Below are 18,083 nucleotides of genomic sequence, written 5' to 3'. Positions count from 1 at the left end.
GCCCCATAGCCAGGGGATACGGTCGGCTCATCCGTCCGATCGTGTGAGGGAGTCAGATGGGCGCCACGATCAGCTGGGGCGTGCAGCACGACCGGTTGCTGACGTTCGTCTACCGCACCTTCGACTGCTGCGTGCGCGACCCGCGGGAGGCCAGCGACCTCACCGTCGAGCTGTTCGGCGAGTACCACCGGTTGATCGACAACCCGGACCTCGACGACGAGCAGACCCGGGCCGTGCTGGTGCCGCTGATGGCCGCCGCGCTGCGCGAGCGCTCCTCGCAGGCCGCGATCCGCGCCGCCGTGGGGCACGCCGCCTGGGAGGACCGGCGCACCCGCGCGGGGGCCGACCCGCACGCCCTGCTCGACGCCGTCCGGGTCTTCACCAGGCACCTGCGCGTCCCGGCATGACCGCGCCGGTCGCTGTCATCGGCGCCAGCGGGTACGTCGGACGCGGGCTGGTCCGGGCGCTCGACGCCGACGGCCAACCGGTGTTGGCGCTGGGCAGGAACGCCTCGACGTTGCCCAAGGGCGAACACGTGCGCGCGGAATCGGTGGACGTCGCCGACACCGCCGCGCTCACCGAGGTGCTCCGCGGCGTCAACACCGCCTACTACCTCGCGCACGCGATGGCGGGCGGCGGCGACTTCGCCGACCGCGACCGCCGGATGGCCCGCTCGTTCGCCGAGGCCGCGGCCGCCGCGGGCGTGCGGCGGATCGTCTACCTGGGCGGCTTGGGCGCCGGGAAGCTGTCCAAGCACCTGGAGAGCAGGCAGGAGGTCGGCCGACTGCTCGCCGAGACCGGTGTCGAGGTGGTCGAGCTGCGCGCCGCGGTGATCATCGGCGCGGGCAGCATCTCGTTCGAGATGCTGCGCTACCTCACCGAGCGGCTGCCCGCGATGGTGTGCCCGCGCTGGGTGGGCACCCGGGTGCAGCCGATCGCCGAGGCCGACCTGATGGCGTACCTGCGCGCGGCGGCCGAGGAGTCGGTGCCCGCCGGGGTGCACGAGATCGGCGGCCCGGACGTGCTGACCTACGAGGAGCTGATGCAGCTCTACGCCTCCGTGCGCGGCCTGCCGCGGCGCCGGATCGTGCGGGTGCCGCTGCTCAGCCCCGGGCTCTCGGCGCACTGGGTCGGCGTGGTCACCCCGGTCGACCGGACGGTGAGCCGGTCGCTGATCGACAGCCTGACCACCGATGTCGTGGTGACCGAGCCGACGACCGCCTTCGACATCGACCCGGTCCCGGTGGCCGCGGCCATCCAGTCCACTATGGACAACCAGCGGGAGCGGATCGCCGAGCGCGTCTTCGACTTCGAGAACGGCCTGCTCGACGGCGTGTTCGCGCTGAGCACCAAGGTCCCGGTCGAGCCCGGCGACGCCTCGGGCGCGCGGCTGGACCTGCGCAAGTGCGGCGGCAGCCTGCGCTGGTACGGCTGGGCGTGGGCGTGGTGGCTGCGCATCGTGCTGGGCAGGCTGTTCGGGGAGCGGTTGTCGCTGCACCGGCCCGCGAAGGTCGAGCGCGGGGCGCGGGTGGACTGGTGGACGGTGGCCGAGTTCAGCGACCACCACATCGTGCTGATGACGGACAAGTGGTTCTGCGGGGAAGCCTGGCTGGGGTACCGGATCGGGGCATCCGGGCTGGAGCAGGTGGGAGCCCTGCGGAGTCGCGGGCTGCTGGGCTGGGTCTACTGGCGGGCGGTCTACCCGATCCACCTGGTCGTTTTCCGGGTGATGGCGCGCAAGCAGGTCACGCGGGCGCACGCGCTGGCCCGGGAAGCCGCGGCGCGGCAATCCGGCTGAGCGCGGCCGGGTCCCAGCGGGACCTCACCCCGCGATCTGCCGGGCCAGGTCCAGCAGGGTCGCGGACGGGGCCTGACCGGAGACGGCGAAGGTGGTGCCGTCCTCGGTGGTCCAGGTCAACCGGGAACCCACGCAGGCCACGGTGCCCGTGACGGGGTCGCCCTCGCGATCGAGGGCATCGGCGCGGTAGCGGAGGTCGTAGCTGGCCGGGCCGATGGCGTACGGGTGGTCCCAGGCCGCCGGGAAGCGGCCCACTCGGACGCCCTCGGTCCGGTCAGCGCGTTCCACCGTGACCGTCGTGGCGCGGGGATAGCGCTCCACGGTGATCTGCTGGTTGTCGACGTCGTAGTAGGCCACGGCCAGGACGGCGGTGCCGGTGGTGATCTGGCTGTACCGCACGAAGACGTCGCGCAGCACGCCGGTGGCGGGCGGTGGCGGGGTCCAGCCGGTGATCACGCCGACCTGGGCCGTGGGCACCAGGACCATCCCGGTCCAGCCCGCGCAGTGGCCCGCGACAGGCGAGCGGGTCGGTGTCAGGTCGTGGCCCGGCGGCGCGGTGACCGGGGCCGTGAGGAGCACGCCGCAGATGACGATCGCGGCTCCGGCGGCAGCGGCGACCAGGACGTGGCGCCACGGTCGCGGTCCGAGGTCCCCGGCGGTCGGGGCGAGCCCGGGAACGCGGTCGATGATCTCGGCGACCTGAGCCCGACTGGGCTCCCGGTCCAAGGTGTCACCGAACTCCCGCAGGGCGTGTTCAAGTTCGTCAGGCATGGTCGCGCACCTCTCCCACCACCGGTGCGATCCGCTCGCGCAGCCGGGCCAGCGCACGGGTGGACCGCGACTTCACCGACCCGCGCGGCCAGCCGAGCACGGCGGCGGTCTCCGCCTCGGACATGTCCAGCAGGTAGCGGCACCCCAGCACCTGGCGGTCCTTGTCCGCCAGTCCGGACAGCGCCGCCCACAGCACCCGGTGCCGCTCGGCGAGCAGCATGGCCGCCGGTGGTTCGGCCGCGCTCGCGATCTCCTCCCAGGACTCGCGCAGCGCCGCGACCCGGCCGAGGACCCCGGCCAGGCGCAGCCGCGACCGGTGCAGGTTCCTGGTCTGGTTGACCACGATCCGCAGCAGCCACGGCCGGAACGCCGCACCAGGCCGGAAACTGCCGAGTGCGCCGAACGCGCGCACGAACGACTCCTGCACGACGTCCTCAGCGTCCGCACCCGCCCCGGAGACCCAGGCCATCCGGCACGCCGCCGAGTGGTGTGCGCGCACCAGAGCCTCGTACGCGGCCCGTTCCCCGGCCCGCGCCCGCGCCACCAGTTCCCCGTCGTCGTCCACGTCCCGCCCCGTGTCTCGGCGTCTCCCGGCGGCTCCACCGGCCCGGTCGCCCCCCTCGAGCGACCGGACCGGCGGTCAGCGGCCTTGCAAGTACCGGTACCGAGTTGACCCGGGGGTGAACTCGTTCCGACAGCGGGATTACACCGCTCACCGGTGATCGGTTCCACCGCTCGCGCCGGGCGCGCGGACCGGTCAGCCGGGTGCCCGGTCCGGCCAGCGCACCAGCTCGAAGTGGCGGATCGCGGCCGGAGTGGTGGCTGTGCAGGTCAGCGGGGTGTCGCTGCGCTGGAAGACCGCGCGGACCTCGACGCGCAGGGGACCCGTGGGGGTGCCCAGTTCCACCTCCCACTGCTCGTGGCCCACGCGTCGGGCCGACAGTGGCGGGAAGGCGTCCAGGCGAGCTTCGCCTACGCGTTCGCGGGCGAACTGCTGGGCCGCCTGCGCCGGGGCCGAGTAAGTCGACCGGCCGCGGAGGTGGGCCACGTCCACCAAGCCCGCCTCGTACCGTTCGGCGATCACCGGGCCGTGGGCGGCGGCGACCTGCCCGTAGTACAGCCCGTGTGGCAGGACCACCACGTTGGCCGCGAAGCGATCACCACCGACGTGGCTGCACTCCCAGGTCTGGTCGGGCCGCGCCTTGGCCAGCGCCGCCGCGACCGGACGACCGCGGATGGCGCAGCAGGTGTCGTGCTTGCCGTGCGCGCACACCAGGTAGATCGGGTCCGTCGACGGTTCGCCCTCGGTGAGCCGCAGGTCGAGCAGTTCGTCGGGGTCGGTGAACGTGGTCCACCAGGCCCGCTCGTGCCCCGGCCGCGAGTCGACGTAGGCCCAGCGGCGCACGCCCGGCACGGAGCGTCCCGGGCGGCGGATCAGCAGCACCCGTGCGTGCGCCGCGGCGGCTTGGGCCGCGATCGCGGCGACCACGTGCAGGGGCAGTGCCGACTCGCGCCAGGGGTCCTGACCCCAGGGACCCGGCTGTTCGACCAGGAGCCAGTGGTTGACCGGGGGCGCGCTAGCGCCCGCCGGGTCACCTCGGCGGACGCAGCCGTCCGCGCAGCGTTCTCGGTCCTGCGTCAAGCCCTCTCACCCATGGGGACGAGGATTCCCTCCCGCAGGAGTCTGCGTACCAGGACTGTCTGCTCCGCCACATCCAACGCGGGAAGATCACCCACGACGTGCGGTTCGCCGTCGAGCAGCGCGGCCAGCGCGGGCTCGGTCGCGGCGGGCAGCGTGATCCGGTCGCCCGGGACCTCCAGTACCGCTCGATCGCCCTGCACCGCCAGGCGGAAGCGTTGTCCCCCGCGCAGCCGGACCCAGGTGCCCTGCTCGACCGACTGCGCGGCCGCGGCCTGGGCCAACGGCGACAGCGGCGCGGGCCGCGTACCGGACCAGACGTGCCCCCGGACGATGCGGGCGACGTCCTCCGGAGGCGTCTCGCGCAGTGTGCGAGCCAGTGCCTCGACCGTTTCGGTCAGGTGCGGGACCAGCTGCTCGGGGTCCGCGGCGTCGATGCCGAGCGGCAACGTCGCGCGCAGGTCGGGATCACGGGCAGCGAGCCTCAGCAGCGCGTCGACCAGGGTGTACCTGGTCAGCACGTGGATGCCGACGGTCAAGTGCGCGGACACCTCGCCCAGCGCCTTCGCCGAGTGGAGGTAGCCGCGCGGCAAATAGAGGGCGTCTCCCGGCGATAGGACCTCGTCGATAAGAGGTTCCTCTTGCGCGCGAGCCGCTACCGCGTCCGCGTGCTGGTCCCAGGGCTGGCTGCGCAACGGGTCGGTGTGCACCGGCTCGTGCACGAGCCACCGCTTCTGGCCAGCGACCTGCAGGACGAACACGTCGTGCACGTCGTAGTGCGCCGAGAAGCCCTGCGAGGACGGCGGCGTGATGTAGGCGTTGACCTGCACCGGGTGCCCGAGGTCCACCCCGAGCTGGGAGGCGAAGTCGATCAGCGGCGGCCAGAGCCGGTGCAACCCCTGCAGCACCAGCGTGCTGCCCTGGTCGAACAGCCGGGCCACCTGGTCGTCGCCGACCTGGTCGGCCACCTCGGCGCCGGTACCGCCGCTCCGGGTGAACTGGTTCGACGACAGGACCGCGCCGTTCTTCGCCACCCGCAGGAACGGGGTGCGCAGGCCGCGGCGGGACAGCAGCTCATCGATGTCGCGCAGGGTCAGCAGGTCGTCGAAGGCCTTCGGGAGGTCGGCCGCCGGGCTGAGCAGCGCCGAGCGGCCCCAGTGCCGCGCCGCGAAGTCCTCGGGCGCGACACCCACGCAGCGCCGAACGGCTGGACGGTCCACTCCGGACCGTCCAGCCGAGGTCGAGGCGGGGTGCACTAGCGCGCGCCGCCGTCGGCACCGCCGTCCGCACCACCATCGGCACCCGCGCCACCGTCGGCCGGGCCGTGGCCCGCACCCGAACCGGTGTCGGCGCCGCCGTCCGCGCCACCGTCGTGGCCACCGCGCACACCATCAGTGGCACCGTGGTCGGCCACGCCGTGGGCGCCACCGTCAGCACCACCGTCGTGACCGCCGCGCACACCGTCGGCGCCGTGGTCGGCCACGCCGTGGCCGGCCCCGCCGTCGGCACCGCCGTCAGCGCCACCATCGGCACCCGCGCCACCGTCGGCGGCACCGTGGTCGGAACCGGCGCCGCTGTCCGCGCCGCCGTCAGCCCCACCGTCGTGGCCCGCGCCCGCGCCGCCGTCCGCCGCGCCGTGCCCGCTGCGGATGTCGTCGTCTTCGAGAGACATAGCTTCTCCTCGTGGTGGTGGTCAGGGCAGGGGGAACACCCGCTCCACCGCCTTGGTACCCCCGATCGGGTTGCGCCATGCGCGCGAACCGGCAAGTTCCACCCGATCCGGGAGCACGTTTGCCGCTATCCGGGCTCGGGTATCTCCCCTCGGGGCGTGCGCGAGGGAGGTGGCATGGGGTCTCCGACGATGCTCGACGGCCGGTACCGGCTGGGCGAGCTGATCGGTTCCGGGGGGATGGCGGACGTCTACAGCGCCGTCGACTCCCGGCTCGGCCGCGAGGTCGCGATCAAGCTGTTCCACCCGAAGGCCGACGGCGCGACCGTCGCCCGGCTGGAGTCCGAGGCCCGGCTGCTGGGCGGGCTGTCCCACCACGGCCTGGTCCGCGTGTTCGACGTCGCGGTCGACAACGACCGCCCCTACCTGGTCATGCAGCTCATCGACGGCGGCAACCTGCGCGCCAAGCTCGACGGCGGGGTGCTCGGCGCGGGCGAGGTGGCGCGGATCGGTGTGCGACTGGCCGACATCCTGGCCTACGTGCACTCGCGCGGCATCGTGCACCGCGACGTCAAGCCCTCGAACATCCTGCTCGACCTCGACGACGCCTGCTACCTGGCCGACTTCGGCATCGCCCGGGCGCTGGGCGGGGCCCGGCTGACCTCCACCGGGCACTGCGTCGGCACCGCCGCCTACCTCGCGCCCGAGCAGGTGCGCGGCGAGCTGACCGGCCCGGCCGGTGACGTCTACTCCCTCGGGCTGGTGCTGCTCGAGTGCCTCACCGGCACCCCCGAGTACGAGGGGTCCGATGTGGAGGCGGCGCTGGCCAGGCTCACCCGTGACCCGGAGATCCCCGACTGGCTGCCCGCGATCTGGGCGGACACGCTCGGCGCGATGACGACCCGGGTACCGGAGGAGCGGCCCAGTGCCACCGAGTGCGGGCAGCGGCTGGCCGCGGCCGCGCTGGTCGGCCCGATCGTCGTGCCGGGGCCGAATGCCACCGGCAGGCACGCCCGGCAGGACACCACGGCCAAGATCGAGGTCCGGCGCACGTCGCGCGCGGTGCACGCGAGCCTGGTGGCGGGCGCGCTGATGGTCGGCGGGGTGGCCGCGATGCTCTCCACCGGCGCCTCCAGCGCCGAGCCCAACCCGGTCCAGACCGCGCCGGTGTCGAACGTGAGCACCTCCGTGCTGCCCACCCAGGCCGCGCCGCTGCCGGTGAAGATGGCGACCGGGGTGATCGAGGTCCCAGCGGTCTCGACCAAGGTCGTCACCATCACCAGGCAGGCAACGCAGACGCGCGAGCCGACCAGCGGCGACAGCCGCCGGGGCAAGCACTGGCGCTGGCCAAGGGGAAACCGCTTCGAGGGCTGAAAAACCGTCCCCGAGTCGGTGACACGCCGCACAGCGCGGCGCGCCCCCGGGCACTCCCCATAGGCTGTTCGACAGAGCAGTGGTGATCACCAGCAGCCCTCGCGGCCGTATCCGCGGCCGGGCGTGAACGAGGAGAGATTCGTGCGGCCCTGGCCCGGAACGCCCTACCCGCTCGGCGCGACCTACGACGGCGCGGGCACCAACTTCGCGGTGTTCTCCGAGGCCGCCAGCCGGGTGGACCTGTGCCTGTTCGACCCCGACGGCACCGAGCACCGGGTGCGGATGCCCGAGGTGGACGGTTTCGTCTGGCACTGCTACCTGCCCGGCGTGCTCCCCGGCCAGCACTACGGCTACCGGATCACCGGCCCGCACGACCCGTCGCGCGGGCAGCGCTGCAACCCGAACAAGCTGCTGCTCGACCCCTACGCCAAGGCGGTGCACGGCCGGGTCGACTGGGACCAGTCGGTCTTCGGCTACGAGTTCGGCGACCCGGACAAGCGCAACGACGACGACTCCGCGGCGCACACGGTCAAAGGCGTGGTGGTCAACCCGTTCTTCGACTGGGCCAACGACCGGCCGCCGAACATCCCGTACAACGAGAGCGTCATCTACGAGGCGCACGTGCGCGGCCTCACCATGCGCCACCCCGGTGTGCCCGAGGAGCTGCGCGGGACCTACGCGGGCCTGGCGCACCCGGCGGTGATCGACCACCTCAAGCGGCTCGGGGTCACCGCGATCGAGCTGATGCCGGTGCACCAGTTCCTGCACGACCACGGGCTCGAGCAGCAGGGCCTGCGCAACTACTGGGGCTACAACACGATCGCGTTCTTCGCCCCGCACGCCGAGTACGCCAGCCAGACCGCGCAGGGCGCGCAGGTGGCCGAGTTCAAGGCGATGGTGCGCACGCTGCACGAGGCCGACATCGAGGTGATCCTCGACGTGGTCTACAACCACACCGCCGAGGGCAACCACCTCGGGCCGACGCTGTCCATGCGCGGCATCGACAACGAGGCGTACTACCGGCTGGTCGAGGACGACCCGCGCTACTACATGGACTACACCGGCACCGGCAACTCGATGAACGTCCGCAACCCGCACACCCTGCAGCTGATCATGGACTCACTGCGCTACTGGGTCACCGAGATGCGGGTGGACGGCTTCCGGTTCGACCTCGCGGCCACCCTGGCCCGGGAGTTCTACGACGTGGACCGGCTCTCGGCGTTCTTCGACATCGTCCAGCAGGACCCGGTGATCAGCCAGGTCAAGCTGATCGCCGAGCCGTGGGACGTCGGCCCCGGCGGCTACCAGGTCGGCAACTTCCCGCCGCTGTGGACCGAGTGGAACGGCAAGTACCGCGACACCGTGCGCGACTTCTGGCGCGGCGAGCCCGCCACGCTGGGCGAGTTCGCCTCGCGCATCACCGGCTCGTCCGACCTCTACCAGGAGGACGGGCGCAAGCCGTTCGCCTCGATCAACTTCGTCACCGCGCACGACGGGTTCACCCTCAACGACCTGGTCTCCTACAACGACAAGCACAACGAGGCCAACGGCGAGGGGAACCGCGACGGCGCCGACGACAACCGCTCGTGGAACTGCGGTGTCGAGGGGCCGACCGACGACCCCGACGTCAACGCGCTGCGCGACCGGCAGCGGCGCAACCTGATCGCCACCACGATGCTCTCCCAGGGCGTGCCGATGCTGCTGCACGGCGACGAGATGGCGCGCACCCAGGACGGCAACAACAACGGCTACTGCCAGGACACCGAACTGTCCTGGGTGGACTGGTCGCTGGCCGAGACCAACGCCGACCTGGTCGAGTTCACCGCCGGGGTCATCGCGCTGCGCGCCGCGCACCCGGTGTTCCGGCGCAGGCGGTTCTTCGCGGGCAGGCCGATCCGGCGCGGCGACGAGCTGCGCGACATCGCCTGGTTCACCCCCTCCGGGCAGGAGATGTCCCACGAGGACTGGGAGTCGGGTTTCGGCCGGTGCATCGTGACCTTCCTCAACGGCGAGGGCATCCCGGACCTGGACCAGCGCGGCGAGCGGGTGACCGACGACTCGTTCCTGCTGTGCTTCAACGCCCACCACGAGGACATCGAGGTCACCGTCCCGGACGGCGACTACGGCGCCGAGTGGGAGGTCGTGCTCGACACCGCCACCGGGCAGGCCCCGCCCACCGAGCCCGACACCTACTCCGGGAAGGGCATCCTGGTGCTCCCCTCGCGTTCGCTGATCGTGCTGCGCCGCACCGGTACCGAGTGATGCGCTCCACCTACCGCGTGCAGCTGCGGCCGGGGTTCGGCTTCGCCGACACCGCCGAGATCGCCGACTACCTGGCGGAGCTGGGTGTCGGGGCGCTGTACACCTCGCCGATCCTCACGCCCACACCCGGTTCCACGCACGGCTACGACGTCGTCGACCCGACCAGGGCCAACCCCGAGCTGGGCGGCGAGGAAGGCCGCACCGCGCTGGTCAAGCGCTTGCGCGCGGTCGGGCTGGACCTGGTGGTGGACATCGTGCCCAACCACATGGCCGTCGAGGTCCCCGCGGCGAACGCGTGGTGGTGGGACGTGCTCACGCACGGACCGGAGTCCCGGTACGCCAAGTACTTCGACATCGAGTCCTTCCCGGTGCTGCTGCCGGTTCTCGGGTCCGATGAGGACACTGCCGAACTGCGGGTCGACGGCGACCGGTTGCGCTACTACGACCACGAGTTCCCGATCGCGCCCGGAACGGGGTCGGGTGACCCGGTCGAGGTGCACGAGCGGCAGCACTACCGGCTGATCGACTGGCGGCGCGCGGGCCAAGAGCTGAACTACCGGCGGTTCTTCGACGTCACCACGTTGGCCGGGGTGCGGGTCGAGGACCCCGAGGTCTTCGACGCCACCCACGACGAGGTGCTGCGGTGGGTCGCCGAGGGCGACGTGCAGGGGCTGCGGGTCGACCACCCGGACGGGCTCGCCGACCCCGGTGGTTACGCCGTGCGGTTGGCCGAGCGGGCCGGGTGCTGGATCGTGGTGGAGAAGATCCTGGAGCCGGGCGAGGCGCTGCCCGAGTCCTGGCCGGTGGCCGGGACGACGGGCTACGACGCGCTGCGCGAGGTGTGCGGGGTGTTCGTCGACTCGGTGGCCGAGGGCCCGATCACCGAACTGGCCGCCGCCCTGGGGGTGCCGACGGACTTCGACGCGGTGCGCGAGGAGTGCAGGCGGCTGATCACCAGCGGGTCGCTGGCCGCCGAGGTGCGCCGGATCGCGGCGCTGGTGTCCGGCGTGGACACCGAGGACGCCCGGCGCGTGGTGGCCGAGCTGATGATCGCCTTCCCGGTGTACCGGTCGTACCTGCCCGAGGGCGAGGACCACTGGGTCGCCGCCGTCGAGGAGGTCCGGCGCCGGGCACCCGACCTCGATGCCGCCATCGACGCGGTCGACCAGCAGGTGCGCGCGGGCGGCGAGCTGGCCACCCGGTTGCAGCAGACCTCCGGCATGGTCGTGGCCAAGGGCACCGAGGACACCACCTTCTACCGCTACACCCGGTTCGTGGCGTTGAACGAGGTCGGCGGCGACCCGAGCCGGTTCGGCGTCGGGGTCGAGGAGTTCCACGCCGCGCAGGCCGCTCGCGAGCGGCACCACCCCCAGGCGATGACCACACTGTCCACACACGACACCAAGCGGTCGGAGGACGTGCGGGCCCGACTGGCGGTGCTGGCCGAACTCCCCGACGAGTTCGCCGACGCGGTGCGGCGGTGGACCGAGCGGCGCGGGCTGCCCGAGCCGACGCTGAACCTGTTGGCCTGGCAGACAGTGCTGGGTGCCTGGCCGATCAGTCCGGACCGGTTAGCCGACTACCTGGACAAGGCCGCCAAGGAGGCCAAGGTCCGCACGTCGTGGACCGAGCACGACGAGGACTTCGAGGCCGCCGTGCGCGCCTGGCCGCGCGAGCTGTTCGACGACGCGGAGCTCTTCGCCGAGGTCGGCGCGTTCGCCGCGAAGATCACCGCGCCGGGCTGGTCGAACTCGTTGGGGCAGAAGCTGTTGCAGCTCGCCGGGCCGGGTGTGCCGGACGTCTACCAGGGCACCGAGTTGTGGGATCTGTCCCTTGTGGACCCGGACAACCGCCGCCCGGTCGACTTCGCGGAGCGGCGCGGCCTGCTGGCGAAGCTGGCGGAGGGCTGGCCGCCGCCGGTCGACGAGACCGGCGCCGCCAAGCTGCACGTCGTGCGCACCGTGTTGCGGCTGCGCCAGGAGCGTCCCGAGCTTTTCACCGGCTACCAACCGGTCTACGCCCAGGGGCCCGCCGCCGAGCACGTGGTCGCCTTCGCGCGCACCGGCCTGGTCGCGGTCGCCACCCGCCTGCCCGCGGGCCTCCCCGGCTGGACCGACACCCGGCTCGACCTGCCAGAGGGCACCTGGGTGGACGCCCTCACCGGTCGCCCGAGCGACGGCGACCTGGCCGACCTGCTGGCCGACTACCCCGTGGCGCTGCTGATCCGAGGCGAACTCCGAGGAGACTGATGAACGCCGACGAACGCTTTTCGGTCTGGGCACCCGGGAAGTCCAGGGTGCGGCTGGTGATCGGCGGCGCGCACCACGAGATGGCGGTCGACGAGCGCGGCTGGTGGCACGCCGAGGTCCCCGGCACCGGCGCGGGCACCGACTACGCCTTCCTGCTCGACGACGACGAGACCCCGCTGCCCGACCCGCGCTCGCCGTGGCAGCCCGAGGGTGTGCACGGGCCGTCCCGGCGCTACGAGCACCGGGCTTTCGAGTGGACGGACGCGGGCTGGACCGGAAAAGCGTTGCCCGGCAGCGTCCTCTACGAGCTGCACATCGGCACGTTCACCGAGGAAGGCACCTTCAACGCCGCCATCGACCGGCTGGACCACCTGGTGGAGCTGGGTGTCGACCTGGTGAAGGTGTTGCCGGTCAACGCTTTCGACGGCACGGCGGGCTGGGGCTACGACGGTGTGCTGTGGGGCGCGGTGCACCAGCCCTACGGCGGCCCGACGGCGTTCAAGCAGTTCGTCGACGCCTGCCACGCGCGCGGGTTGGGCGTGGTGCTCGACGTGGTCTACAACCACCTCGGGCCCTCGGGGGCGTACCTCGACCGGTTCGGGCCGTACTTCGCGGGCAAGAACATCTGGGGTCCCACGCTGAACCTCGACGGGCCAGGCTCGGACGAGGTGCGCCGATACGTGCTGGACAACGCGCTGGGCTGGTTCCGCGACTACCACGTCGACGGGCTGCGGCTCGACGCCGTGCACGCGTTGGTGGACACCCGGGCGCTGCCGCTGCTGGAGGAACTGGCCGTCGAGGTCGACGCGCTGGCCACCGGGCTGGGCAGGCCGCTGGCCCTGATCGCGGAGTCCGACCTCAACGACCCCAGGCACGTGACGCCGCGTGCGGCGGGTGGCTTCGGGCTCGACGCGCAGTGGTGCGACGACATCCACCACGCGTTGCACGTCGCGCTCACCGGTGAGACTTCCGGTTACTACAAGGACTTCGAGGGCGGGCTCGCGCACACGCTGCGGTCGGCGTTCTTCCACGCGGGCACTTGGTCGTCGTTCCGGCAGCGCTCACACGGGCGACCGGTCGACAAGCGAACCACGTCAGGGCACCGGTTCCTGGCCTACCTGCAGAACCACGACCAGATCGGCAACCGGGCCACCGGCGACCGGCTGACCGCCACCGTGCCGGTCGCGCGGGTGCTGTGCGGGGCGGCGCTGGTGTTCTGCTCGCCGTACACGCCGATGGTGTTCATGGGTGAGGAGTGGGCGGCAGGCACGCCGTGGCAGTTCTTCGCCTCGTTCCCCGATCCCGCGCTGGCCGAGGCGGTGCGCACCGGCAGGCGGCGCGAGTTCGCTGAGCACGGCTGGGGCGAGGCCGAGGTGCCCGACCCGATGGACCCGGCGACCGCGCTGGCCTCGACGCTGAACTGGGGCGAGCTGGCGGACCCGGCCCACCGCGCGGTGTTCGACACCTATCGCGCGCTGATCGCCCTACGGCGCGCGCACCCGGAGCTGAGCGACCCGCGGCTGGACAAGTTCTTGGTCGAAGAGGGTGACGGCTGGTTGCTGCTGCACCGCGGCGCTTTCCGCGTGGCCGTCAACCTGGGTAGCAGGGAGGCCGTGATCCCGGTGCTGGCGCAGTCGATCCTGCTTGCCGCGGAGGGTGTTTCCGCGACCTCGGAAGACCTGCGGCTGCCGCCGGACACTTTCGCGGTCGTGCGGCTGTAGAAAGTGGTTGTGCGGCTGTAGATCGGGGTAGTCCGGGAACAGCTCTTGGCCGTGTCGTGCGGGACACGGCCAAGAGCTGCCACAGCGGAGAGCTACTCCACCGTGCGGCGGTAGCGGACCTCCCGGCGGGGGCCGGGCGTCGCGAACTTGCGGATGAGGTAGGTGACCGCGGCACCGATGATCAGCCAGACGATGGCCGCGAAGCCGTAGTTGAAGAGCACGGCGGCCTTGGCCGAGTCGGGGGTGAACAGGCCGTCGAAGCCCAGGGAGACCCCCGAGGAGAAACCGCCCACGAACGACGCGAACCCGTTGCGGGGGTTGGCGTCGGCGAGGACCAGGATGATCTGCAAGACCAGCACGACCGCGAACAGGCCGCAGATGAACGTGATGGCCGTGTTCACCATGCGGATCGTCCGCTGACGGCTGGCGTAGCTGTCCTCCACGCGCTCGCGGACGACTTCCTCCTGCGCCGGACGGACGTACTGGTCGTCCTGGTACGCCGGATCCTGCTGGGAGAACGCCCTCGTCCGCTGCGGGTCGGGCTGCTCCGGATACGTCATGCGTCCATCGTCGCACCGCTGCCATACGCCCGCTTGACGAGCATTTCAAGCCCGAGCCGGGAACATCTCCTCGAGCCGGTCGAGGGTGGCCCGGATGCCCTTGAGGTTCTTGGCCGGGAACTTGACCAGCTCAAGCAGGAACCCGATGCGCGCGGTGGACCAGTCGAAGGTCTCGGTGACCTCGGTGCGCCCGTCGCCGAGGTCGCGCAGCTGCCAGCGCCAGCGGTGGCCGTAGAAGTGCCGCCAGGCGATCAGCCGGTCCTCCTCGTACTCCACCACGGTGTTGAGGATCTTGTACGGCGCGCCCATCTTCATGTCCATGCCGAACCTCGCCCCCAGCTCCAGCTTGCGCGGACCGGTGCTCCGCGCGGCCAGGACAGTGCCGGAACCGTCGATCAGCGGGTGCTTCGCGGGGTCGCTGAGCAGCGCGAAGATGGTCGCGGGCGACGCGGCGACGACGCGGGCGTCGGAGACCTGGCGAGCGGGCATGCCGCGATGCTACTCGCGAGTCACTTAGCTCGGCAGCGCGCGTGTGGCGCAACGCACCTGGTCGAGGTGCGGTCGAGGTACTACCGGCGATCCGCCTGGGATCGAGTCCGGGCGGCGGCGAACTGGTCGCCACCGACCGCTCACGTCGGCAGGGCACCCGCCGTGGAGAGCGCCTGGTCGAGGTGGGCGGTGTCGTTGAAGCGGCGCACGTGCCAGGCGGCACCGTCGACGACGACGTGCGAGAGCGAGCCGTTGTCGGCCCCGAGGAACGCGAACGGCGTCGAGCCGCTGGCGTGCGCGATGACCTGGGCGATGACGCCACCGTGGGTGAACACCGCCAGCCGCTCGCCCGGGTGCGCCCCGGCCAGCCGCTCGACACCCGCGCGCACGCGCCGGGCGAACGCCTCGGCGGTCTCGGCACCGGGGATGACGTCCCAGCGCTGCTCGGCCCGCATCCGGAGGGCCAAGGGGTCACCCTCGGCCACCTTGCGCCGGAAGATGCCGCCCTCCCACTCACCCAGGTGCACCTCACGCAGGTCGGGCTCGGTCTTGGGCGTCAACCCCAGCGCCCTGGCCAACGGCGCGGCCGTCTCGGCCGTGCGGCGCAGACTGGTGACGTAGATGGCGTCGATGCGCTCGCCCGCCAACCGCTCACCGATGCGATCGGCCTGCACGCGGCCATCGGGGGCCAGTTCGGGATCACCCTGGCCGTCGACGAGCGGGAACGGGGCCTCCGGCCGAGCGGGCGCGGATTCACCGTGGCGGATGAGGAGCAGCTCGGTGGCACCGGGGGGCGGGGCGTAGCGGGGCTGGCGGTACTCGGGCACGACGAACAGTCGACCGTCTTGAGTGGGCTGTCGTCAACCGCTGGGTCGAAATGCCGCGCATGTGGACGGTCCGGGGTGGATGCTGGGGTTGCGGTTGTCCGGATGTTCGTCCAGATGTCAGAGCGATGTGCTAGTGGGCTGCTGGTTTGCTCGGGGTTTCCGGGGTTGCTGTCGGGGTTGCCGTCTTCGTTGCGCGGGTCGTGATCGTGGGCTCGGCCTAGTGGGTTTTGCTGCTTTTCGTTGCCCGGCTTACAAGCGTGGGCTCGATCTAGGAGGTGCGTCGTGAAGTTGCCGTCTTCGTTGCCCAAGTTACAAGCGTGGGCTCGATCTAGTGAACTCACTTCGCGCGGGGCCCCTAGAGCACCGCGGTGGTGAAAAAAGGGCGGGTGAAGGGCATTCCCCACCACCGGCAAGTTTAGCGGTACTCCTCCCCCACACGAAGCAAGTCCACTAGATCGAGCATACGTAGCGGGACTTGCGTACCAGCGGGGTCGGCCCCACGCTGCGGTTTGGTGGGTGTTAGGCAGGTGGGTTGAACTTCTTGAATCGCTTTTTCTTGGCTCCCACTGACGTGCTGGATTGGGTGGAGTGGCTTTGTTTGGGAAGAAAAGAGGCGCTAGCCTGGCTCCGGCGTGGGTGATCCCTTCCCCACCCGCTTCACCCCGGCGCCTCTTTTCTTAGGGGCCCCAAACAAAGCCACTCCACCCAATCCAGCCCTGCGCCGGAACCGCCCACCCCACCGGGTACCTAGGCCCGCTCCCAGCCAGAACCCAACCACGCCACCAGCGCTGGTCCGCTTCCGCCGGAACCCGCCCGGCCCACCGGGCAGCCAATCCGGCCCTGCGCTGGAGGCGCCAACAGCTACCGAGGACGCACCAGACCAGACTCATAGGCAGTGATCACCAGCTGCGCCCGGTCACGCGCCTGCAGCTTGGCCAACAGCCGACCGATGTGCGTCTTCACCGTCGCCGGGCTCAGTGTGAGTCGGTCCGCGATCTCGGCATTGGACAGTCCTCTCGCGATCAGCGTCAGCACCTCCCGCTCCCGCTCAGTCACCCCTGTCAGCACCGCGGGCGCCGCCGGGTCCGGCAGCCGGGCGAACTGGGTGATCAGTCTGCGGGTGACCGACGGCGCCAGCAGTGCCTCCCCTGCGGCCACCAATCGCACTGCGGTGAGGAGTTCGGTTGGGCGGGTGTCCTTGAGGAGGAAGCCGCTGGCCCCCGCGCGCAGTGCCGCGTAGACGTATTCGTCCAGGTCGAAGGTGGTGAGGACGAGGACCCGGGTGCCGGAGCCCGTCAGTCTGCGGGTGGCCTCGATGCCGTCGAGTACCGGCATTCGGATGTCCATCAGGACGACGTCCGGTCTGGTGCGCTCGACCAGGGCTACCGCCTCGACACCGGTGCCTGCCTCGCCGACGACCTCCAGGTCCGGTTCGGCCTCCAGCAGGAGTCGGAAGCTGGCGCGCAGCAGTGCTTGGTCGTCGGCTACCGCCACCCGGATCATGCGTCGACCCGGTCGTAGGGGAGGCGGGCGCGGACGGTGAAGCCGCCGTCCGGGGCGGGGCCCGCGGTGAAGTCGCCGTCGTAGTGGGCGACTCGTTCGCGCATGCCGATGAGGCCGTGGCCGGGTGCGCCGTCGTGGCCCCGGGTGCCGTCGTCGGTGACCTCGATGTCGACCGCCGTGCCGTCCGCGCGCACCTCGACCCGGCACTGGGCCGGGGCCGCGTGTTTGACCACGTTCGTCAACGCCTCCTGCACTATCCGGTACACCGACTGGCCGACCCCCTCGGGCAGGTCCTCGATCCCGTCGGTCACCAAAGCGACCTGGACGCCCGCCGACTCGGTCTGTCGGACCAGGGCCGCCAGCTCGTCGGGAGTGGGTGCCGGGGCGAGCGGCACGTCGTCCGGACCGGATCGCAGCATGCCCAGGACGCGGCGCAGGTCGGCGAGTGCGGTGCGGCTGGTCCGCTCGATGGCGTCGAGCGCCGCCCGGCCCTCCTCGGGCCTGCGTTCGGCGACGTGGTTGGCGACCGAGGCCGTCACCGCGATCAGCGTGAGGCTGTGCGCGACGATGTCGTGCAGCTCCCGCGCGATCCGCAGCCGCTCGGCCGACACCGCCTCGGCGGAGCGCTGGCGCTGGACCAGTGCGGCGGTCTCTCGGCGGTCCTTGGTGAGCAGGCCGAGCGTCCACGTCGTGCCGAGGGCCAGCCAGCACGCCAACACCTGGAAGTCGCCGGTGACGACCGCGAGGCTGATCACCAGCGCCGGCGCCAACGCCACCGCGCTCGTGCGCCACGGGGTCGTGGTCGCCACCAGGTAGAGCGTCAGCAGGACGGCCGCCAGACCCTCCCACCCGGCGCCGATCGCGGTGAGGCCCAGCCAGCTGACCAGTGCGGCGGCGTGCACCGGCACCGGCCAGAACCTGCGCAGCGCGATGGGCACCAACCCGGTGAACACGACGACCAGACCGACCCACCGCGGGATCGCCGCGGACATCGTCCACGCGCCCGCGCCGAGGTTGCCGTAGACGATGAAGGCCACGACGGCGGCGAGCGCGACGTCGGCGCCGACCAGCTGCCGCGGCGTCAGCCTGCCCTTGTCCATGCCCCGACGGTAGCGGCGAGCGCGCGCGGTGTCGTCGGACCAGGGATCTCATACCGTGGTCTGACCGGGCGCGCGGAGATCCGGACCGTGCTCCGATCCGGATCGAGCGCCCCGGCGGCAC

Annotated in this window: 16 protein-coding genes; 6 read left to right on the top strand and 10 right to left on the bottom strand. The window is 71.7% G+C overall.

The features are described from left to right. Positions 1-56: 56 nt before the first annotated feature. Complete coding sequence (locus QSK30_RS00160; protein ID WP_285498650.1) at positions 57-407, top strand: hypothetical protein; 351 nt, start codon at positions 57-59, stop codon at positions 405-407. Next, positions 404-1,798, top strand: a complete 1,395-nt coding sequence (locus QSK30_RS00155; RefSeq protein WP_285498649.1) for a DUF2867 domain-containing protein — start codon at positions 404-406, stop codon at positions 1,796-1,798. Before QSK30_RS00160 ends, QSK30_RS00155 begins: the two co-directional genes overlap by 4 nt. A 24-nt stretch (positions 1,799-1,822) precedes the next feature. On the opposite strand, the gene QSK30_RS00150 is transcribed toward QSK30_RS00155, so the two are convergent. The 5 genes from QSK30_RS00150 to QSK30_RS00130 all read right to left on the bottom strand — a co-directional run bounded on the left by QSK30_RS00150 (position 1,823) and on the right by QSK30_RS00130 (position 5,880). Beyond that, a complete protein-coding gene (locus tag QSK30_RS00150; protein WP_285498648.1) occupies positions 1,823-2,569 on the bottom strand; it encodes a hypothetical protein in 747 nt (248 codons plus the stop codon). Further along, on the bottom strand, positions 2,562-3,134 hold the full coding sequence (locus QSK30_RS00145; protein ID WP_285498647.1) for an RNA polymerase sigma factor: 573 nt from the start codon (positions 3,132-3,134) through the stop codon (positions 2,562-2,564). Before QSK30_RS00145 ends, QSK30_RS00150 begins: the two co-directional genes overlap by 8 nt. 192 nt (positions 3,135-3,326) lie before the next feature. Further along, a complete protein-coding gene (locus QSK30_RS00140) occupies positions 3,327-4,211 on the bottom strand; it encodes a ferredoxin family protein (protein ID WP_285498646.1) in 885 nt (294 codons plus the stop codon). Continuing rightward, on the bottom strand, positions 4,208-5,428 hold the full coding sequence (locus QSK30_RS00135; protein ID WP_285498645.1) for a cupin domain-containing protein: 1,221 nt from the start codon (positions 5,426-5,428) through the stop codon (positions 4,208-4,210). Before QSK30_RS00135 ends, QSK30_RS00140 begins: the two co-directional genes overlap by 4 nt. Positions 5,429-5,463: 35 nt before the next feature. Next, complete coding sequence (locus tag QSK30_RS00130; RefSeq protein WP_285498644.1) at positions 5,464-5,880, bottom strand: hypothetical protein; 417 nt, start codon at positions 5,878-5,880, stop codon at positions 5,464-5,466. 174 nt (positions 5,881-6,054) lie between these two features. Here QSK30_RS00130 and QSK30_RS00125 point away from each other — a divergent pair, with 174 nt between their 5' ends. From QSK30_RS00125 to treZ, 4 genes are all read left to right on the top strand, one after another. Next, on the top strand, positions 6,055-7,251 hold the full coding sequence (locus QSK30_RS00125; RefSeq protein ID WP_285498643.1) for a serine/threonine-protein kinase: 1,197 nt from the start codon (positions 6,055-6,057) through the stop codon (positions 7,249-7,251). 141 nt (positions 7,252-7,392) lie between these two features. Then, positions 7,393-9,513, top strand: a complete 2,121-nt coding sequence (gene glgX / locus QSK30_RS00120) for a glycogen debranching protein GlgX (RefSeq protein ID WP_285498642.1) — start codon at positions 7,393-7,395, stop codon at positions 9,511-9,513. Next, positions 9,513-11,762, top strand: coding sequence for a malto-oligosyltrehalose synthase (gene treY, locus QSK30_RS00115; protein WP_285498641.1), 2,250 nt, complete (start codon positions 9,513-9,515; stop codon positions 11,760-11,762). Before glgX ends, treY begins: the two co-directional genes overlap by 1 nt. Next, positions 11,762-13,483, top strand: coding sequence for a malto-oligosyltrehalose trehalohydrolase (gene treZ, locus QSK30_RS00110; protein ID WP_285498640.1), 1,722 nt, complete (start codon positions 11,762-11,764; stop codon positions 13,481-13,483). Before treY ends, treZ begins: the two co-directional genes overlap by 1 nt. A gap of 92 nt (positions 13,484-13,575) precedes the next feature. On the opposite strand, the gene QSK30_RS00105 is transcribed toward treZ, so the two are convergent. The 5 genes from QSK30_RS00105 to QSK30_RS00085 all read right to left on the bottom strand — a co-directional run bounded on the left by QSK30_RS00105 (position 13,576) and on the right by QSK30_RS00085 (position 17,962). Next, the gene (locus QSK30_RS00105) at positions 13,576-14,043 is read right to left on the bottom strand and encodes a ZIP family transporter (protein WP_285498639.1); all 468 of its coding nucleotides are present in this window, start codon (positions 14,041-14,043) and stop codon (positions 13,576-13,578) included. A gap of 45 nt (positions 14,044-14,088) precedes the next feature. After that, entirely contained in the window at positions 14,089-14,532 is a 444-nt protein-coding gene (locus tag QSK30_RS00100; protein WP_285498638.1) for an SRPBCC family protein, read from the bottom strand. A gap of 140 nt (positions 14,533-14,672) precedes the next feature. Next, a complete protein-coding gene (locus QSK30_RS00095; RefSeq protein WP_285498637.1) occupies positions 14,673-15,359 on the bottom strand; it encodes a histidine phosphatase family protein in 687 nt (228 codons plus the stop codon). Between the two features lie 861 nt (positions 15,360-16,220). Continuing rightward, a complete protein-coding gene (locus QSK30_RS00090; RefSeq protein ID WP_285498636.1) occupies positions 16,221-16,862 on the bottom strand; it encodes a response regulator in 642 nt (213 codons plus the stop codon). Then, positions 16,859-17,962, bottom strand: coding sequence for a sensor histidine kinase (locus QSK30_RS00085; RefSeq protein WP_285498635.1), 1,104 nt, complete (start codon positions 17,960-17,962; stop codon positions 16,859-16,861). The genes QSK30_RS00090 and QSK30_RS00085 overlap by 4 nt, the downstream gene beginning before the upstream one ends. Positions 17,963-18,083: the final 121 nt, after the last annotated feature.

Origin of the sequence: Actinokineospora sp. NBRC 105648 (assembly GCF_030269645.1) — a bacterium.
GTDB lineage: Bacteria > Actinomycetota > Actinomycetes > Mycobacteriales > Pseudonocardiaceae > Actinokineospora.
This window is presented reverse-complemented; position numbering and strand designations above follow the sequence as displayed.

Bases quoted from the DNA above. Each gene is read 5' to 3' on its own strand.
- QSK30_RS00090 (WP_285498636.1), bottom strand. From the start codon at position 16,862: ATGATCCGGGTGGCGGTAGCCGACGACCAAGCACTGCTGCGCGCCAGC.
- QSK30_RS00150 (WP_285498648.1), bottom strand. From the start codon at position 2,569: ATGCCTGACGAACTTGAACACGCCCTGCGGGAGTTCGGTGACACCTTG.
- QSK30_RS00125 (WP_285498643.1), top strand. From the start codon at position 6,055: ATGGGGTCTCCGACGATGCTCGACGGCCGGTACCGGCTGGGCGAGCTG.
- QSK30_RS00155 (WP_285498649.1), top strand. From the start codon at position 404: ATGACCGCGCCGGTCGCTGTCATCGGCGCCAGCGGGTACGTCGGACGC.
- QSK30_RS00130 (WP_285498644.1), bottom strand. From the start codon at position 5,880: ATGTCTCTCGAAGACGACGACATCCGCAGCGGGCACGGCGCGGCGGAC.
- treZ (WP_285498640.1), top strand. From the start codon at position 11,762: ATGAACGCCGACGAACGCTTTTCGGTCTGGGCACCCGGGAAGTCCAGG.
- QSK30_RS00105 (WP_285498639.1), bottom strand. From the start codon at position 14,043: ATGACGTATCCGGAGCAGCCCGACCCGCAGCGGACGAGGGCGTTCTCC.
- QSK30_RS00160 (WP_285498650.1), top strand. From the start codon at position 57: ATGGGCGCCACGATCAGCTGGGGCGTGCAGCACGACCGGTTGCTGACG.
- treY (WP_285498641.1), top strand. From the start codon at position 9,513: ATGCGCTCCACCTACCGCGTGCAGCTGCGGCCGGGGTTCGGCTTCGCC.
- QSK30_RS00100 (WP_285498638.1), bottom strand. From the start codon at position 14,532: ATGCCCGCTCGCCAGGTCTCCGACGCCCGCGTCGTCGCCGCGTCGCCC.
- QSK30_RS00085 (WP_285498635.1), bottom strand. From the start codon at position 17,962: ATGGACAAGGGCAGGCTGACGCCGCGGCAGCTGGTCGGCGCCGACGTC.